This is a genomic window from Alteromonas sp. AWQ4_252 (assembly GCF_056158205.1).
In genome coordinates this window covers 1,000,049-1,016,452 of sequence record NZ_JBSWSV010000001.1, presented here as the reverse complement: position 1 = coordinate 1,016,452, position 16,404 = coordinate 1,000,049, and the positions used below count along the sequence as shown (strand labels likewise).

Annotated in this window: 11 protein-coding genes; 5 read left to right on the top strand and 6 right to left on the bottom strand. The window is 47.0% G+C overall.

Annotated features, from left to right (window positions below):
* Positions 1-26 precede the first annotated feature (26 nt).
* From ACXACM_RS04535 to ACXACM_RS04525, 3 genes are read right to left on the bottom strand one after another with little or no spacing between them, the layout of a single operon-like run.
* Complete coding sequence (locus tag ACXACM_RS04535; RefSeq protein ID WP_474820089.1) at positions 27-788, bottom strand: copper homeostasis protein CutC; 762 nt, start codon at positions 786-788, stop codon at positions 27-29.
* The gene (locus tag ACXACM_RS04530) at positions 785-2,539 is read right to left on the bottom strand and encodes an endo-beta-N-acetylglucosaminidase (RefSeq protein WP_474820088.1); all 1,755 of its coding nucleotides are present in this window, start codon (positions 2,537-2,539) and stop codon (positions 785-787) included. The genes ACXACM_RS04535 and ACXACM_RS04530 overlap by 4 nt, the downstream gene beginning before the upstream one ends.
* Positions 2,532-3,506 carry a glycosylasparaginase gene (locus tag ACXACM_RS04525; protein WP_474820086.1) on the bottom strand — a complete coding sequence of 325 codons (975 nt, stop codon included), beginning with the start codon at positions 3,504-3,506 and terminating at the stop codon, positions 2,532-2,534. Before ACXACM_RS04525 ends, ACXACM_RS04530 begins: the two co-directional genes overlap by 8 nt.
* A gap of 702 nt (positions 3,507-4,208) precedes the next feature.
* On the opposite strand from ACXACM_RS04525, the gene ACXACM_RS04520 reads away from it, so the two are divergent.
* The 4 genes from ACXACM_RS04520 (at position 4,209) to ACXACM_RS04505 (ending at position 12,262) form a co-directional block, all read left to right on the top strand.
* Complete coding sequence (locus tag ACXACM_RS04520; RefSeq protein ID WP_474820085.1) at positions 4,209-6,527, top strand: GH92 family glycosyl hydrolase; 2,319 nt, start codon at positions 4,209-4,211, stop codon at positions 6,525-6,527.
* 64 nt (positions 6,528-6,591) lie between these two features.
* A complete protein-coding gene (locus ACXACM_RS04515; RefSeq protein ID WP_474820084.1) occupies positions 6,592-7,839 on the top strand; it encodes a sugar MFS transporter in 1,248 nt (415 codons plus the stop codon).
* Positions 7,836-10,058, top strand: a complete 2,223-nt coding sequence (locus ACXACM_RS04510) for a GH92 family glycosyl hydrolase (RefSeq protein WP_474820082.1) — start codon at positions 7,836-7,838, stop codon at positions 10,056-10,058. Before ACXACM_RS04515 ends, ACXACM_RS04510 begins: the two co-directional genes overlap by 4 nt.
* The gene (locus ACXACM_RS04505) at positions 10,055-12,262 is read left to right on the top strand and encodes a GH92 family glycosyl hydrolase (RefSeq protein WP_474820080.1); all 2,208 of its coding nucleotides are present in this window, start codon (positions 10,055-10,057) and stop codon (positions 12,260-12,262) included. Before ACXACM_RS04510 ends, ACXACM_RS04505 begins: the two co-directional genes overlap by 4 nt.
* Before the next feature lie 24 nt (positions 12,263-12,286).
* Here the strand turns inward: ACXACM_RS04505 and ACXACM_RS04500 are convergent, their stop codons facing one another.
* The 3 genes from ACXACM_RS04500 to ACXACM_RS04490 all read right to left on the bottom strand — a co-directional run bounded on the left by ACXACM_RS04500 (position 12,287) and on the right by ACXACM_RS04490 (position 15,519).
* Positions 12,287-13,357 (bottom strand): glycosyltransferase, encoded by a 1,071-nt coding sequence (locus tag ACXACM_RS04500; RefSeq protein ID WP_474820079.1) that lies wholly within the window; start codon positions 13,355-13,357, stop codon positions 12,287-12,289.
* Between the two features lie 32 nt (positions 13,358-13,389).
* On the bottom strand, positions 13,390-14,505 hold the full coding sequence (gene glf / locus ACXACM_RS04495; RefSeq protein ID WP_474820077.1) for a UDP-galactopyranose mutase: 1,116 nt from the start codon (positions 14,503-14,505) through the stop codon (positions 13,390-13,392).
* Positions 14,506-14,643: 138 nt separating this feature from the next.
* The gene (locus ACXACM_RS04490) at positions 14,644-15,519 is read right to left on the bottom strand and encodes a LysR family transcriptional regulator (protein WP_474820075.1); all 876 of its coding nucleotides are present in this window, start codon (positions 15,517-15,519) and stop codon (positions 14,644-14,646) included.
* A 153-nt stretch (positions 15,520-15,672) separates the two neighbouring features.
* Between ACXACM_RS04490 and ACXACM_RS04485 the strand changes: the two genes are divergently transcribed.
* On the top strand, positions 15,673-16,398 hold the full coding sequence (locus ACXACM_RS04485; RefSeq protein WP_474824221.1) for a haloacid dehalogenase type II: 726 nt from the start codon (positions 15,673-15,675) through the stop codon (positions 16,396-16,398).
* Positions 16,399-16,404: the final 6 nt, after the last annotated feature.

The window sequence follows — 16,404 nt, the reverse complement described above, 5'->3', positions numbered from 1 at the left end:
AATCATCTTGATTGGCTGTCTGTGAGCTAGCGAATGTTATCGATAGCCCCGCGACAGATATTTAAAAGGCGGGATAATTTTTCTACATCTATCATCCCATTACTTAGCACCGACGAATAACAATGAAGAGAAAAGTCAGTGCGATTGTTGTGTATATTGCAGCCCTGTTGCTGATTAAATCCGGTGATGATCGCCGCTGCATTGTTTGGCGACACGCCACCACCAATGACAAGTTCAACATGTCCGTTTGTGATGGTGGTGAGCTTCTTCAGCAAATTTAGCCCGTCGATGGCGTTCAAATTGCTTTCCCACGGAGTGCCAGAAGTGAGTACTCTGGAAACACCCATATCAATCAGTGTCAACATGGATTCCAGGGGGTTGTTGACAGCATCAAACGCACGATGAAATGTCACCGCCATGTGTTGACGACGAGCAAGATTAATTAACTTTGCTGTCTGTCTTCTGGCGAGTGTTTGAGTACTGTTCAGTACGCCCAAAACCACACCATCGGCCCCATTGGCTGCAGCCATGTCAATACTCGACGACATTGCCTTACATTCAGCAGCCGAATAACAAAAGTCACCATCTCGTGGCCGTATCATGACGAGCAATTCACCTGTGCTGAACACCGATCGGGCTTTCTCAACGGCATCGGCGCCTGGCGTTACGCCCTCGCTGGCCATATCAGCGCACAGTTCAATTCGGGCTACTTTGCACGCCTGCACATTCTCCAGGTTGTCAGTGAAATGCGGGGAATCGGCGTCCAGGCAAATCTCAAGCGGAATCATGGTGTCACCGTTAATGCGCCAATCAAGCCTTCAATGCCTTCCCCCTTCTGACTGGCCACAAAGCCAATATGCACAACCTGTGTCCCGTTTAGCTCATCTAACGCGAAGGCATGCGTTTCCCAGTCGGTACTGGTTTGCAATTCGAATGTCCAACGCTTGCCCTCACTATCCTGGATATACACGGCCAAGCCGCTTAATTTTCCTTTGCTGACCAGTGAAAGCGCGCTGTTTTCTGTAAGGACAAACGCTGTGGCGAATAGCGGGATGCGCTCCCCCCTCGCAATGCCCTGCAGACGCAAAGAGCTGCCGCCTTCGTAAGCATCATCAAACCAGTAATTCACTGAGAATGGGTTGTTCTTTTGGGGCTGAAATACAGCAAACTGCCAGGTCGGTAGTGGTGATTGTTCACTGATATCTGTCCAATCACCCTCCATTGGCTCGCCCTTTTCAAACCACGCCCGACCATGGCCTGTATTGAATGTGGTGTTAAAAGGCAAACTCAAATGAGGGGTTGTGGCGGCAAGTTTACTGGCCAGACCCGGCCAGCCCGAATGGTCATACTCGGCAAGGTTGAGATCATCACCTACAAAAAGACGTTGCTCCGTAGTATAAAAACGTTCCACATCGCTGCTGTCGCGGTCAAAATCACTAAAGTTGTCGCGCTTTTCATCGCCCGCAAAGTTGTAGTTGAAATTAGGTGCAAAAATAGCGAGGGAGGTTTTAGCCCGATTGCCATCAAATAACCATTGATACCATTCAAATTCACGGAATGCAGCCTGGGCATTGCGCTGAGGCCAGAGATCAGCGCCGGTATAAACATCGTAAGGGGAACGACGAATAGCGGTGGCTTTTGCTACTGATTTATCCACCATGGCTTCATTCCACCAGTAATTGAGAAAGATGGCATCGCTGGTACGCACAATGCCATCTTGCAAATAGTGGCTATTCTCATCATTCAATGTATTTTGCCATTTTACTTCGCCACTGCCGACCATGGAATCGTACCAATGAATCTCCATGCCCACAGGAGCATTGGCGGTAAGGTACTGAACGAAAGCCCGCATTTTTTTTGCCAACGCCTGGCCGCGAATACGATCTTTTTTATTTTCTATCAGATTGTTATGCTCATCTTTCACCGCGGTTAAATCTGTTTCCTGGTTTATTAACCAACCATCAAACCCGTAGTACTGTGCGATTTCGAGCAGTTGGTCTGCCATTACAAAATGCCCATCAGCATCTTGCCTCAACAGGGTTTCAACAGTGTCTGCACTACCACCCCACCGTGACACACCGAGAAATACAGAGCCAATTACTTTGACACCATTTTTATGAGCCGCATCAACCCAGGGACGAGCGGGAATTTGAATAGTATGCTCTGCCGTTCCAGCAAACCAATTCAACACATCTATGTCAGCCCAATGCGTAAAGTTATATAAATTAAAAGTCGGTTGGCGGGTAAGATAATTGCCGAAGTTGTTCATACCATCTGGCGCATACAATACGGCAGCGCGATTATCCGTTTGCTCCTTCGCCGATAAATTTGGATTCAGATACGCGGGCATGCGGCGAGCAAGTTTTTGCTGTGCAACGTTCTCTTCGCTCGCTAACCCTGATTCTGCAGTCCATTGTTCAAGTTGCGACAAAGTAAGGGCAAATGGCGGGGCATTGGCCATTATTGTGGTGGCCGATTCTGCTTTAGCCCCTACAAGTAGCAGTGTCAGGACGCTGACTATAGTGAGCAGCTTACCCATTATGTCGTCCCTCTAGCAAGCTGTTGCCATCTATCAACTGACTGCCGCTGGCATCTTGTACCGCATAATTGAAGCCGGGCTGAATACAGTGCGCACCGTACTGACCATGCTTGTTTAACGCTAAAAAGCCCACCTGAAAGGCTTTGTAATTGCCCAGCTTTTTCGCAATTCTTTCCACCGCTCCTTCGCATGCCTCTGCGGGAGATGCTCCCTGACGCATAAGCTCAACAACCAAGTGGCAACCCACGGTTTTCATCATCAATTCACCCATGCCGGTCGCTGTAGCCGCACCCACCTCATTATCGACATATAACCCACTGCCAATAATAGGTGAATCTCCTACCCTGCCAGGCATTTTGTACGCTGCTCCAGAGGTAGTACATGCGCCTGAAAGATTACCCTCACCATCCAGCGCTAACATGCCGATAGTGTCGTGATTTTCTATATTTATTTGTTTTACTTCCCGGGTTTTTAACCAGGTTTGCCAGTCTGCTTCTGCTTCTGGCGTTAACAGGTTGGTTTCAGTAAAACCTTGGGCCAGCGCAAATTGCTTTGCCCCTTCACCCACTAACATGACATGGGGGGTATCATCCATAACGCGGCGTGCAACAGATATAGGATGTACAAACCCTTTTAAATACGCTACGGACCCACAGTTCATCTTGTCATCCATAATGCACGCATCCAGTGTGACTTCGCCTGATGCATCCGGGTATCCCCCAAAACCTACTGTACGCACAGCGGGATCTGCTTCAGGTATTCGCACGCCTTGCTCCACAGCATCAATAGCTCGTCCCCCTTGTTCCAACACTTTCCAGGCTGCCGCATTTGCTGGCATGCCATGTTCCCAGGTAGAGACAACAATGGGTTTATTTACTGTACGACCTCCCTTGGAAAATGCGGGCAGGGCTGTACTTATCGCGCCGGTGAGAGCAGATAATTGTAAGAAGCGGCGTCGTGAAGTCATAAGTTACCTCGGAGAATCCCTGTGCTGTAATAATTTTTTTACGTTCAACATTGCGCCTTCCTGAAGTGATGCGTCGGGCTCGCTAAGCAACGCATTGATAGCCAGTTGCAATCGCGTTTCATTGCATACAGATGCGTTAGAACCGCCCTCTCCAGGTTAAACACCAAGATCATGTAAACGATTACAATAATTTATGGTATGTGGTGAAATCTTTGATGTCAACCAAATGTTAACGCATCTCTTACAGTAAAATGCGATTAGCAGCACACTACTTTTGAGTTTAAAAAAGAATATGCACTTATAATCAGTGTCTTATATAGCCAATTCCCAATGAGTTTGAAAGGAGACTGTGTACGCAGCCATTACGTTTCATCGCATTGTTAGATTTGATTTTAACAACGCTTGTCACGCAACGACGATGATCCCGGATGATTTATGAGCACTCATGTCTAACATGTGCTTCTATTTAATGATCTAAACATCACCGATAAAGGTAAATGAGGTTTCCTTGCCATTGAAACCGGTTTCAAGTCATAAAAAGTTGCTTGTGAAACCGACACAAAGACTAAAATGTCAATTTTTTTCACCTTCCGTCTAGCCCACCAAGCTGTAATCGATTACACTGATTACAATTTATTAACGAATCATCCTTCGATGTCTCTCCTTATGTGCATCTGAAGGCCAGACAGGACGGTTTATTTGATGTTAAGACAATCACTTACGAGTATACCTTTGTTAGTAGCTCTGGTTGGCTGCGGTAGTCAGCAAGCAGCAGAACCTACGCCAGTAAACCTGGTAGAACAGGATGTTGTGCAGTATGTAAACCCATTGATGGGGTCCGACTCTACTTTTGCACTATCAAACGGTAATACATATCCTGCCGTTGCCACGCCTTGGGCAATGAATTTTTGGACGCCTATGACAGCGCCAATGGGTGACGGTTGGGCATACAAATACGACGACAATAAAATTCGCGGGATAAAACAAACCCATCAACCTAGTCCATGGCTAAATGATTACGGCGCATTTTCTTTTATGGCCGTTACCGGTGAACTGGCCTTCGAAGAAGAGGCGCGAGCGTCCTGGTTTTCGCATAAAGCGGAAGAAGCCAAACCTGATTATTACAGTGTCTATCTGGCAGATTATGATGTAACAGCAGAAGTGACTCCCACAGAGCGTGCCGCACAGTTCCGGTTTACCTTCCCGGATACCAACAACGCCTATATCTTGCTGGACGCTTTTGAAAAAGGCTCTATGGTAAAAATTTTGCCCGAGCAACGGAAGATTATCGGCTACGCGAGAAACAATCACGGTGGCGTTCCAGACAACTTTCACAACTATTTCGTTGCAGAATTCGATAAGGATTTTACCGTCGCTCAGACCTGGCACGACAACTGGACACTACAACCAGACGCACTGCAATCAGAAGGTGATCACGTTGGTGCCATTATTGGGTTCAACACAGAACGCGGTGAGCAGGTAACCGTGAAAGTTGCGTCGTCATTTATTAGCCATGAGCAAGCGGAGCGTAATTTAGCGCGAGAAATTGGTGCTGATAGTTTTGACGATACACGCCAAAAAGCACACGACACGTGGCAAAAGGAACTTTCCCGTATACAAATTGAAGATACGGATATCGAGCAAGTCCGCACCTTTTACTCAGCACTATATCGCGTACTACTCTTTCCTCGTAAGTTTTATGAATATGACGAAAATAATAACATAGTGCATTACAGCCCTTACAACGGTGAAGTACTGCCGGGTTATATGTTTACTGACAACGGTTTCTGGGACACTTTCCGTGCTGTATTCCCCTTCTTTACCTTGATGTACCCTGAACTTGATGCGCAAATTATGGAAGGGTTAGCGAACACCTACAAGGAATCAGGCTGGCTACCGGAATGGGCAAGCCCGGGGCACCGCAATGTGATGGTTGGTTCAAATTCAGCCATCAACATTGCTGATGCATATTTAAAAGGTATTCGTGGCTTCGATATCGAGACCCTCTATGAAGCGGCGCTTAAAAACGCGAACGTGAACGAAGGCCGCCCTATGACATCAGTGGGCCGTGAAGGTGTCGATTACTACAATGAACTCGGCTACGTGCCTTACGATGTTGGTATTCATGAAAATGCTGCCCGCAGTCTCGAGTACGCTTTTGCTGATTTCAATCTTTACAAACTGGCTAAAGCACTGGGTAAAGAAGATGATGCCAAGCGCTTTTACGAGCAAGCCTTTAACTACAAGCATTTGTTTGATAAAGAAACAGGTTGGATGCGAGGCAAAAACGCCGACGGCACCTTCGACGAGAACTTTAATCCATTAAAATGGGGAGATGCGTTCACAGAGGGTAATGCGCTGCACTATACCTGGTCTGTATTTCAAGACATCGAAGGGCTTAAAAACCTCATGGGTGGTAATCAGGCATTCGTCGATAAGCTTGATCAGGTTTTTGAGATGCCGCCGGTATTTGACGACTCATACTACGGCTTCACTATTCATGAAATTCGCGAGATGCAAATTGTAAACATGGGCAATTACGCCCACGGTAATCAGCCTATACAGCACATGATTTATCTGTACAACTACGCCGGCGCACCGTGGAAAACCCAATTCCATGTTCGCAATGTAATGGACAAGCTGTATAAGCCCACGCCAGACGGCTATTGCGGCGATGAAGATAATGGCCAGACATCTGCTTGGTATGTGTTCAGTGCCATGGGATTCTATCCGGTTGCACCGGGTACAAATCAGTACGTATTGGGTAGTCCACTGTTTGATAAAGTGACAATGAAGCTTTCAAATGGTGAAACCTTCACTATTACGGCAAAAGACAATCATCGCGACACGCCTTATGTGCAATCAGTCAACCTTAATGGCGGTGCTTACAATAAAACCTGGCTAAGCCACGAAACCTTATCTCAAGGTGGCGAAATGACATTGCAAATGGGCGACTCGCCAAATAAAACCCGTGCCACAGAGATAGACGCTTACCCTTATTCACTGTCACTCGAAAAATAGCTCCTTTACAACCAATAACTAATGCGCGATCACGTTTGGTCGCGCCACAGCAAGTGAGATAATTATGGCCGCGATCCCAGGAAACACGCCGGTAACGAGTAAAGGAAGTGCAAGCCACTTCGCTTTTGCCGCCATGACCACCCTATTTTTCATTTGGGGGTTTATTACTGCACTGAACGATATTCTTATCCCGCACCTAAAGGCATCGTTTTCGTTAAATTACACCCAGGCTATGCTGGTACAGTTTTGCTTTTTTGGCGCGTACTTTGTGGTATCGCCCTTTGCTGGCAAGCTGTTAGAAAAAATTGGTTATTTACGGGGCATTATTACCGGTTTATGTACCATCGCCGTTGGATGTGCTTTGTTCTATCCAGCCGCAGAAATAGGTGCCTATTGGGTGTTTCTTTTAGGACTATTTATTCTTGCATCTGGCGTCGCCACATTGCAGGTTTCTGCTAACCCATATGTTGCGATATTGGGCCCCGAAAAAACAGCAGCAAGCCGACTGAACCTCGCCCAAGCCATTAACTCCCTTGGGCATACTGTCGGGCCGTTATTTGGTGCAGCGTTAATATTCTCCAGTGTGGCCGATGCACAGGTTGATGCGAAATCTGTTCAATTACCTTATCTTATTTTGGCTGCTTTTGTGATAGTAACGGCAATAGCCTTTAAATTCCTTAAGCTTCCGGAAATTACTTCTACCGGGTCAACAAGCCCCACCACAGTAAAACAAAGTATATGGCAACAGAAAGGTCTGGTGCTAGGCGCGCTGGCTATCTTTCTTTACGTAGGCGCAGAAGTATCCATAGGTAGTTTCCTGGTGAACTACTTTGCCGATCCGCGTATCGCAGGCTTGAGTCAGCAAGATGCCAGCACTATGGTTTCATATTACTGGGGTGGAGCGATGGTAGGCCGTTTCGTGGGGGCCGCGCTCACTCGTTTTATCAAGCCAGCTTATGTGCTTGCAGGCAACGCAGTCATGGCTGTTTTACTGTTGATTGTCACCACACAAACCACCGGTGCCATAGCCATGTGGTCTGTTATTGCTGTGGGCTTTTTCAATTCCATCATGTTTCCTACTATTTTCTCCCTGGCAATTCGCGGTTTAGGCGAATTAACTAGCCGAGGCTCTGGTTTATTATGCCAAGCTATTGTAGGTGGCGCGATTTTACCCATGGTACAAGGAGTAGTGGCTGATATAAGCAGCGTCCAACTAAGTTATTTTGTACCGGTACTAGCCTACGTTTATATCGGATGGTATGCCCTTAACAGCAGCAGTTTTGTCACTAAGCAGCAGGTAGGTGAGGCATGATCAAACACGCATTGGCAGGTGCTGTGCTGCTTGCTTCGTTTGCAGGGTTAACAGGCTGTGAGCAAACCGTATCTCAAGTGCCTCAGAGAGACGGTGACGATGTACTTAGGTATGTCGACCCTTTCATAGGCAGTGATGGTAAAGGCAAAACCTTTCCTGGCGCCACCGTCCCCTATGGCATGGTACAACTCAGTCCAGACAACGGTAGAGGCGGCTGGGACTGGATTTCTGGGTACTTTTACCCTGACAACATCATTGCTGGTTTCAGCCACACACATTTATCGGGTACAGGGGCTGGTGATCTGTACGATATTTCGTTTATGCCCTTAACCAAACCTTTCACGCGGGTAGAAACCGAGGGCGGGCCTGCTGAAGGCACTATTGTTTCTCACTTTAATCACGAAGATGAAATGGCCTCACCGGGGTACTATCAGGTCAAACTTCAAGATTACAACATCGACGTGGCACTTACCGCCGGTTTACGCACTGGTTTTCAACGTTATACCTTTGCTGAAAAAACCACAGAAGGTTTTGTGCGAGTAGATTTGGGGTACAGCCGAAATTGGGATGCCACCGTCGATACTCAACTTACAGTCGTAGACGAATACACCATTTCTGGATACCGCAAATCCACCGGTTGGGCAACTGATCAGCGCGTGTATTTTTATACCCGCTTTTCTCGCCCTATTTCGGCCTACACATTGAGCAATGGCAGTGATAAAGCCGATGGCTCTGTAGCATCTGGTAAACACGTTGTGCTTGAAGCCGCGTTTGATGTGTCCAGTCTGAAGGCTCTCACCGCACGTACCGCAATCAGTTCTGTGAGCGTTGATAATGCCCGCGCCAACCTCGAGAGTGAAGGCGCTGACAAACCTTTTGATGTGGTAAAGCACGAAGCCGAAAATGCGTGGCGTGCAGAATTAGCCAGTGTGCGAACCGATGCGCCCACAGACACGAAAACCCAGTTCTATACTGCCATGTATCATGCTGCTCTGGCGCCGAGGGTATATTCCGATGCCAACAAACAATACAAAGGGCCTGACGGTAAAGTGCATATAACGGATGCTGAATACCGCTACGACTTTTTCTCCTTGTGGGATACTTTTCGCGCGCTGCATCCATGGAAAACACTGGTCGCGCCATCTCAAAATGAGGAAATGATGCGCACCCTGATGTCTCATTACGATATCTTTGGACGCTTACCTGTTTGGATCTTTCAAGGCAACGAGACCGACATGATGATGGGCTATCACTCCGTCCCCGTTTTAGTTGATGCCTACCTGAAAAACCCTGACAGTTTACCAGGCGACGCGATACTGGAAGCAGCATTACAAAGCGCAATGCAATCGGAGTTTGGGCTCGATCACTATCAGCGTCTGGGCTATGTGCCCTATGAGTACGGTGGCTGGAACGTATCGTTAACACTGGAATACGCCTATGACGATTGGGCCATTGCGCAACTGGCTAAAGCACTTGGTAAAGCGGATATATACGATGCTTATGTAATGCGTGCGCAAAATTACCGACATCATTTCGACAGTCAAACTGGTTTTATGCGCGCAAAAAGTCTTGTGGGTAGTTTCCGTGAACCCTTCAACCCCGATGCTTATCATCCGGAAGATTATTGTGAAGCGAACGCGTGGCAGTATTCTTTCTTTGTGCCCCACGATGTTGAAGGCCTTATTAGGTTGATGGGCGGCAAGGCACTGTTCGCAGAAAAACTCGATGCCATGTTTGATGCCCAACAAGACGACACAGATTTTCCAGAATGGATTTCAGGTACCATCGGCCAGTATGTGCATGGCAACGAACCCAGTCACCACGTACCTTATTTATACCAATATGTAGGGCAAGGGCATAAGACTCAACGCATCGTTCGAGAAGTCATGCGAGATTTGTACACCAACGAACCAGACGGGCTGGCAGGTAACGAAGACGCAGGCCAGATGTCAGCATGGTATTTGTTCAGTGCTCTGGGTTTCTATCCGGTTGATCCTGTCGCCGGAGAATATGTGCTAGGTAGCCCTGCGGTCACGTCGGCCGATATTACATTAGAAAATGGTGCAGTGTTTTCAATTCGTACCAAGCATCAATCGCCAGACAATGTCTACGTATCCCGTGTCACGCTAAATGGTGAAGATGTGGATGGCTTCAGATTGTCTCACAGAGATATTATGACCGGTGGCGTTTTGGAATTTACCATGAGTAATCAACCATGAAAGCGATGATAGTAGCGCTAACCGCCTTATTCAGCAGTGCTGCTATGGCGGGCAACAGTGAATATGTCGACCCATTTATCGGCACCTCAAATTTCGGGGCAACCCACCCTGGCGCACAATACCCTAACGCACTGGCGTCGGTAGCTCCCTTTAATGTGGCGTACGGTGGTGAGTACAACCCTACAAAAAAAGATGATGCCTGGAACTCTCGGGGCTACATCAACGAAAATGGCTATCTCACCGGGTTTAGTCACCTCAATTTAAGTGGTGTAGGCTGCCCGGAAGCCGGTGTCATGTTGCTGATGCCAACCACAGGGGAACTCGCCTTAGAAGCCAGCGAATACGGCTCGACTTATTCTGACGAGTCAGCCAAGCCGGGCTATTACCGCACAGAGCTCGAAAAATATGGGGTCACAGCTGAAGTAACCAGTACACTTAGAACAGGGTTGAGTCGCTTTACCTTTCCAGCAGGGCAGTCTCATATCCTTATGAACCTGGGCTTAGGCCTGACGAACGAAACCGGTGGCACTATCAAGGTGGTTTCTAATACAGAAATAGAAGGAATGCGAAATATTGGCACCTTCTGTTACCACCCCGAAGACGTACGACCGGTCTACTTCGTTGCAAAGTTCAGCCAGCCAGCGGTTGATCACGGCGTATGGAAGCGCATGCCCGCTTACAAAAATGTAGAGGCTGACTGGATTGGCTATAACGATACCATCAAACCCTATCATAATTATCAGGCTCCCATGGCCGGAGACGATGTGGGTGCCTGGCTGAGCTTTAACACCTCCGAAGGCGAACAAATTCAGGTAAAAGTTGGTATATCTTTCGTCAGCATTGAAAACGCCAGAGCTAACCTGAACGCTGAGCAGCCAGGGTTCGATTTCAACCGAGTGCAAGCCAATGCCAAAAAGGCTTGGGATGGTTATTTAGACAAGATCCAAGTAGAAGGTAAGCAGAGCGACAAGGTGAAGTTTTATACCGCTTTGTATCATACCTTGATCCACCCAAATATTTTTCAGGATGCCAACGGAGATTACCCATTAAATGGGCGTCACGGTACAGGAAATAGCAAAGACAAAAACCGCTATACGGTTTATTCACTGTGGGACACTAACCGAAATGTCCACCCACTATTGAGTTTATTGTACCCCGCTTTACAGGAAGACATGGTAAACAGTGCGGTGTCTATGGCAAAGGAAAGTGGCTGGCTGCCTAAATGGGAGCTTTATGGCATGGAAACGCAAGTCATGGTTGGCGATCCTGCCACCGCGATGATTGCAGATACTTACTTACGAGGTATCCAAAATTTCGATGTGGAAGCCGCTTACACCGCGATGAAGCGTGCCGCAGACCAAGCTGATGACAACCTTCTTCGACCTGAGAATAAAGACTACCTTGCTTTAGGTTATGTACCTTTTGATGACGAGGGGCCGTACGACGGCAGTGTCTCTACAAGCCTTGAATACTACCTGGCTGATTACGCCCTTGCACAGTTTGCCAAAGCGTTGGGTAAACAAAACGATTATCAGCATTACCTGAACCGCGCCATGCAATACCGAACCTTGTTTGATAGCGAAACCGGCATGCTGCGGCCAAAAAACCGTCAAGGAGAATGGCTAACGCCCTATGACCCTGAACTCGGTCGTAATTTTGAGCCTGCGCCAGGTTACATTGAAGGTAATGCCTGGAATTACCGCTTCTACATTCCCTTCGATACGCCCGGATTAATCGATTTGCTGGGGGGCGAAAGCGCGTTCATACATGCCCTTGATGCAACCTTCGATACAGATAATTTTGATATGGCCAATGAACCGGACATTACCTATCCGTTTCTCTACAATTTTGTTAAAGGGAAGGAGGCCAGAACAGGTGAGCGTGTGCAAACTTTAATAGACAAGCACTTTCTTACCACACCAGGCGGTATTCCCGGCAATGATGACACGGGTACGCTGTCGGCGTGGTTGGTATTTAGTATGATGGGGATTTATCCTATCAGCCCCGGCGATATGGACTATGCCCTGTTCACGCCGACTTTTTCAAAAATTACCATTACCCTTGATGAGGCATACTACGCCAATAAGCAATTGGTGATTAAAAGAGAGAGAAACGGCACGTTGAGTTTTAACGGCCAGGCACTGAGACGGCCGTTTATTTCTCACAACGTGCTCACAGAAGGCGGAACCCTCACACTTCGTTAGTATTCAGGTGCACAGTGCTAAGCGCTAAGTTATTTTATTGTGCACCTTCTCGTTTTGCATTTGCGACAGGGCGCGTTTTACGCTATCGGCAAAAAAGCCGCCCTGAGCCATTTTGGCCTTCACCCTGCACACGTTTTCTTTTAGTTGTGCAATATCAGCGTCAGTTAACGCTGCCAGCGTTTCAGGTAACGTCTTAAGCGAAGACAAAGCAAATCCAAGGTTGTTATCTGTTACAAAGTCGGCCATGGCAGCTTTATCCCAAATAATAATGGGCATTTCGCAAAGGATATACAAAGACAATTTGTGCGGGTTGTTGTATTTAAGATACTGGCCGGTGTCGCAATCGCAGCAATCTAATGAGTCGCCGTACCACACGATGCCAAAGTCCCCGTCAATCCGGTCGATAACTTCATCAGCAGGAAACTTACCTTGGTAGTGCAGGCGCGTCTTCGATGAGTCTTTGACTTTCTCAGGCTTAAAACCCACACCGTATAGGTCAAAGCGAAAAGGGCCCTTCGGCAAGGTGTCTAACTCATACAAAAATTGTTGTTTGCCGCCCATATTTCCGGCGAACACCACACGAAGCATATTGAGATCGGGCGCTGTTTTCTGTGCCTCAACTTTTGGCTCATGCAAATAATCAAAGGCATCAATATGCACCAATTTGGCATTTACCTCCTGCTCCCTGAACCAGGTCGCCATGGCGGCGTTATGAACAATCAAAACATCAGATTGCGACAAAAGTGCAATTTCACCGGCGGGGTTTAGGTGACGCTTTTTTAGCGACGTAACATCGTGGACAATGGTGAGCAAAGAACACTTTTTAAGTCTCGCTCCCCACACAGCGTAGCGGTAAAACTTCTTGAACGGGTACTGTAGGCATACCCTGCTTTCACGTTTTAATCTAAGCAGTGCCCATGTCACCCCCAATGCACTTAGCAAGCTTCCCACCGGACCGTTTGCTATCCAGGTTTGCCGAAAACCTATATTTTTCCATCCATTGTTAGCCAGAATGGTTTCACAATCCATTTTAGCCTTGCCCGCCGCATCAAATTTAGAGCGATAATTTCTCGCAATGTAAACTTTTTCTGTCATTTTGCTTTCGTTCTTGTTCTTGTTTTAGCAATTTAAAGTGCTTGTTTTGTCAGAGCCAACGCGGCTTCGATGGTGTCATCCATGTCATAGTACTTATAATCTGCAAGCCGGCCGCCAAAGAGATATTTATCCTTGTATTCAGGCTCGTTGGCCAACGCTTTGTATTGCGCCAGCAGGGCGTTGTTGGCGTCATCATTAATGGGGTAGTAGGGTTCGTTATCTTTACTAAACTCGTGCGGGTATTCTCTGGTTACCACAGTTTTTGGCTGTGTGCCAAATTCAAAGTGTTTGTGCTCCAAAATACGCGTGTAAGGCACCGATTGCTCGGTGTAATTAACCACTGCATTACCTTGAAAATTGTCTTGCTCAAGTACTTCAGTCTCAAAGTGCAAACTGCGATATTCGAGCCTGCCTAACTTACAATCAAAAAACTCGTCGATTTTACCGGTGTACAAGACCTGCTTAGCTAAGGTATCCAGCTCTTCTTTGTTTTCGAAATAATTAATGCCAGTACGTACTTCCACGCCGTCAAAAAGGGCATCGGTGAGGGCGTTGTAACCACCGTGGGGAATACCCTGGTACAAGTCATTAAAATAATTGTTATCAAACGTAAAGCGAAATGGCAGACGTTTGATGATAAAGGAAGGAATTTGTATGGCCGGGCGTCCCCACTGTTTTTCCGTATAGCCTTTTATCAGCGTCTCATAAAGATCTTTTCCACCTAAAAATAACGCTTGTTCTTCTAAGTTTTGTGGGTCGAGATGTTTGTATGGCGCTCGCTGCTCTTCAATTTTAGCTTTGGCCTCATCCGGTGTAGTCACGCCCCATAATTGGTAGAAGGTATTCATATTAAACGGCAGGTTATAAAGCTTCCCCTGATAATTCGCCACAGGGGAATTGACGTAACGATTAAAACTGACGAACTGATTCACATAATCCCACACCTCCTGATTACTGGTATGAAAAATATGCGCGCCGTACTTGTGCACATTGATGCCTTCTATCTGCTGGCAATAGATATTGCCGCCGCTGTGCGAGCGCTTGTCTATAACCAGTACCTTTTTACCAGCCTGTGTTGCCTCGCGTGCAAACACAGCACCGAATAACCCCGCACCCACAACTAAATAGTCGTATTGAAATGTCGTCATGTTCTTACCTGAATATGCGCTTTTTTAAAAAATGTAACAGACAATTGCTCTTCTTGGTAGAAGACTAATGATGTATAAGCGCAACTGACTACAATTGAAAAAATACTGCGTACCCTGTTTTTACCGGGTGTTAGCCACCTAGTTGAAAACACTTTGCATAAACTGGAAAAAAACATCTGTTTTGCGGGTCACCAAGCTATTTTGTGGTTTGAGAAACCACACAGGTGCATCATTATCGGCAAGCAACCCAGGCAGAATTTCCACCAAAGCCCCTGTTTGCAACTCTTCTTTCACTGCAATTAGCGATTTAATGCCGATACCGTGGCCAGCGATAACAGCCTGGGTCATGTTGTCAGAGTTTGATACGGTAAAACGAGTGCGTACGTTGAGTGTAGAAGTACGATCGTTTTCCCTCACCTTCAGTTGTCGCTGCCAGGGCAGGCAAACCCAATAGTGGTGTTCCAAATCTGCCAATGAAGTAGGCACACCATAACGGGCAAGATATTCTGGCGAGGCGCACAACAAGCGATGATTTTTAGCAAGCTTTCTGGCTATAAGAGCAGAGTCCGACAACTTTCCCACCCGAATGGCAACATCCTGTTTATCTTCGACTACATTGACGAAATGATCGTTAATTAAGAAATCTAAGGTTAAATCAGGATAAGCCTGCTCAAACCGAACCAGATTAGGCATAACAAACCGGGAAAACACCCACGGCGGCATAGTAGCCCTCAAGGTACCTCGAACATCGCTGCCTTTTGCGCCGATCTGATGCTCGGCTTCACTCAGGGCATCAAGGATGTGGCCTACCCGCTGGTAAAACACGTCTCCAGCAGGAGACAATTGCAACTTTCTGCTATCGCGAAATACCAACACGGTTTTTAGTGCCTTTTCAAGCTTACTCAAACGCAAGCTCACTGTAGCTGGCGATAGCCTGAGCGCCGACGCTGCTGACACAATGCCGCCGTTTTCAACTACAGCCACAAAGGTTTCTAATTCTCGAAGGCTATACATGAACACTTTAATAAAATTAAATACAGGTTTTAATTATCAGGCCTTCATTTAACTATTTCAAAGAAATACACTGTATTTTGTCTATCGTGTATTTCTACAACAGGAAATGTTATGTCCTTTTTTCGCAAACCTTTAGTGGCGATAGCGCTATTAATGGCGGTTTTCATAGTACCACAGACGCTGGCAGATACTTCTCTACCAACACCCAAAGTAATCATTTTTGATGTCAATGAAACACTGCTCGATTTGACCTCCATGCGAACATCTGTAGGTGACGCGCTGGGTGGCAGGCAAGACTTACTTCCATTGTGGTTTTCAACCATGCTGCATTATTCACTGGTTGCCACTACCACAGGCGAGTACCACGATTTTGGGAAAATTGGTGTCGCTGCCCTGATGATGGTGGCCGATATTAATGACATTGCGCTTACACCTAAGCAAGCGAAAACTGCCATTGTTACTCCATTGCTGCAATTGCCTCCTCACGGCGATGTAAAAGAGGGCTTAACTGCACTCAAGGCCCAGGGTTTTAAGCTCGTGAGCTTAACCAACTCGTCGAATTTTGGCGTTAAAACGCAGTTTGAAAACGCGGGTTTAATGTCGTTTTTCGAAGCCCGTTACAGTGTGGAAGACATTGAAATTTACAAGCCAGACCTGCGATCCTATGCATGGGCGCTTGAAAAACTCGGCGTCAAACCAGAAGAGGCACTCATGGTGGCAGCCCATGGCTGGGATATTGCGGGCGCGAAAGCCGCGGGATTACAAACAGCGTTTATCACTCGCCCCGGTAAAGCGCTCTACCCACTGGCACAACAGCCCGATTATATCGTCAGTAATGTCAATGAACTGGCAGCGCTACTTAACACTAAGACACAGTAAAGCAAT

What these genes read in the sequence shown, in the direction of transcription:
- ACXACM_RS04520 (WP_474820085.1), top strand. Translation starts at nt 4,209, where the DNA reads ATGTTAAGACAATCACTTACGAGTATACCTTTGTTAGTAGCTCTGGTT.
- ACXACM_RS04510 (WP_474820082.1), top strand. Translation starts at nt 7,836, where the DNA reads ATGATCAAACACGCATTGGCAGGTGCTGTGCTGCTTGCTTCGTTTGCA.
- ACXACM_RS04500 (WP_474820079.1), bottom strand. Translation starts at nt 13,357, where the DNA reads ATGACAGAAAAAGTTTACATTGCGAGAAATTATCGCTCTAAATTTGAT.
- ACXACM_RS04515 (WP_474820084.1), top strand. Translation starts at nt 6,592, where the DNA reads ATGGCCGCGATCCCAGGAAACACGCCGGTAACGAGTAAAGGAAGTGCA.
- ACXACM_RS04485 (WP_474824221.1), top strand. Translation starts at nt 15,673, where the DNA reads ATGGCGGTTTTCATAGTACCACAGACGCTGGCAGATACTTCTCTACCA.
- ACXACM_RS04530 (WP_474820088.1), bottom strand. Translation starts at nt 2,539, where the DNA reads ATGGGTAAGCTGCTCACTATAGTCAGCGTCCTGACACTGCTACTTGTA.
- ACXACM_RS04505 (WP_474820080.1), top strand. Translation starts at nt 10,055, where the DNA reads ATGAAAGCGATGATAGTAGCGCTAACCGCCTTATTCAGCAGTGCTGCT.
- ACXACM_RS04490 (WP_474820075.1), bottom strand. Translation starts at nt 15,519, where the DNA reads ATGTATAGCCTTCGAGAATTAGAAACCTTTGTGGCTGTAGTTGAAAAC.
- ACXACM_RS04535 (WP_474820089.1), bottom strand. Translation starts at nt 788, where the DNA reads ATGATTCCGCTTGAGATTTGCCTGGACGCCGATTCCCCGCATTTCACT.
- glf (WP_474820077.1), bottom strand. Translation starts at nt 14,505, where the DNA reads ATGACGACATTTCAATACGACTATTTAGTTGTGGGTGCGGGGTTATTC.
- ACXACM_RS04525 (WP_474820086.1), bottom strand. Translation starts at nt 3,506, where the DNA reads ATGACTTCACGACGCCGCTTCTTACAATTATCTGCTCTCACCGGCGCG.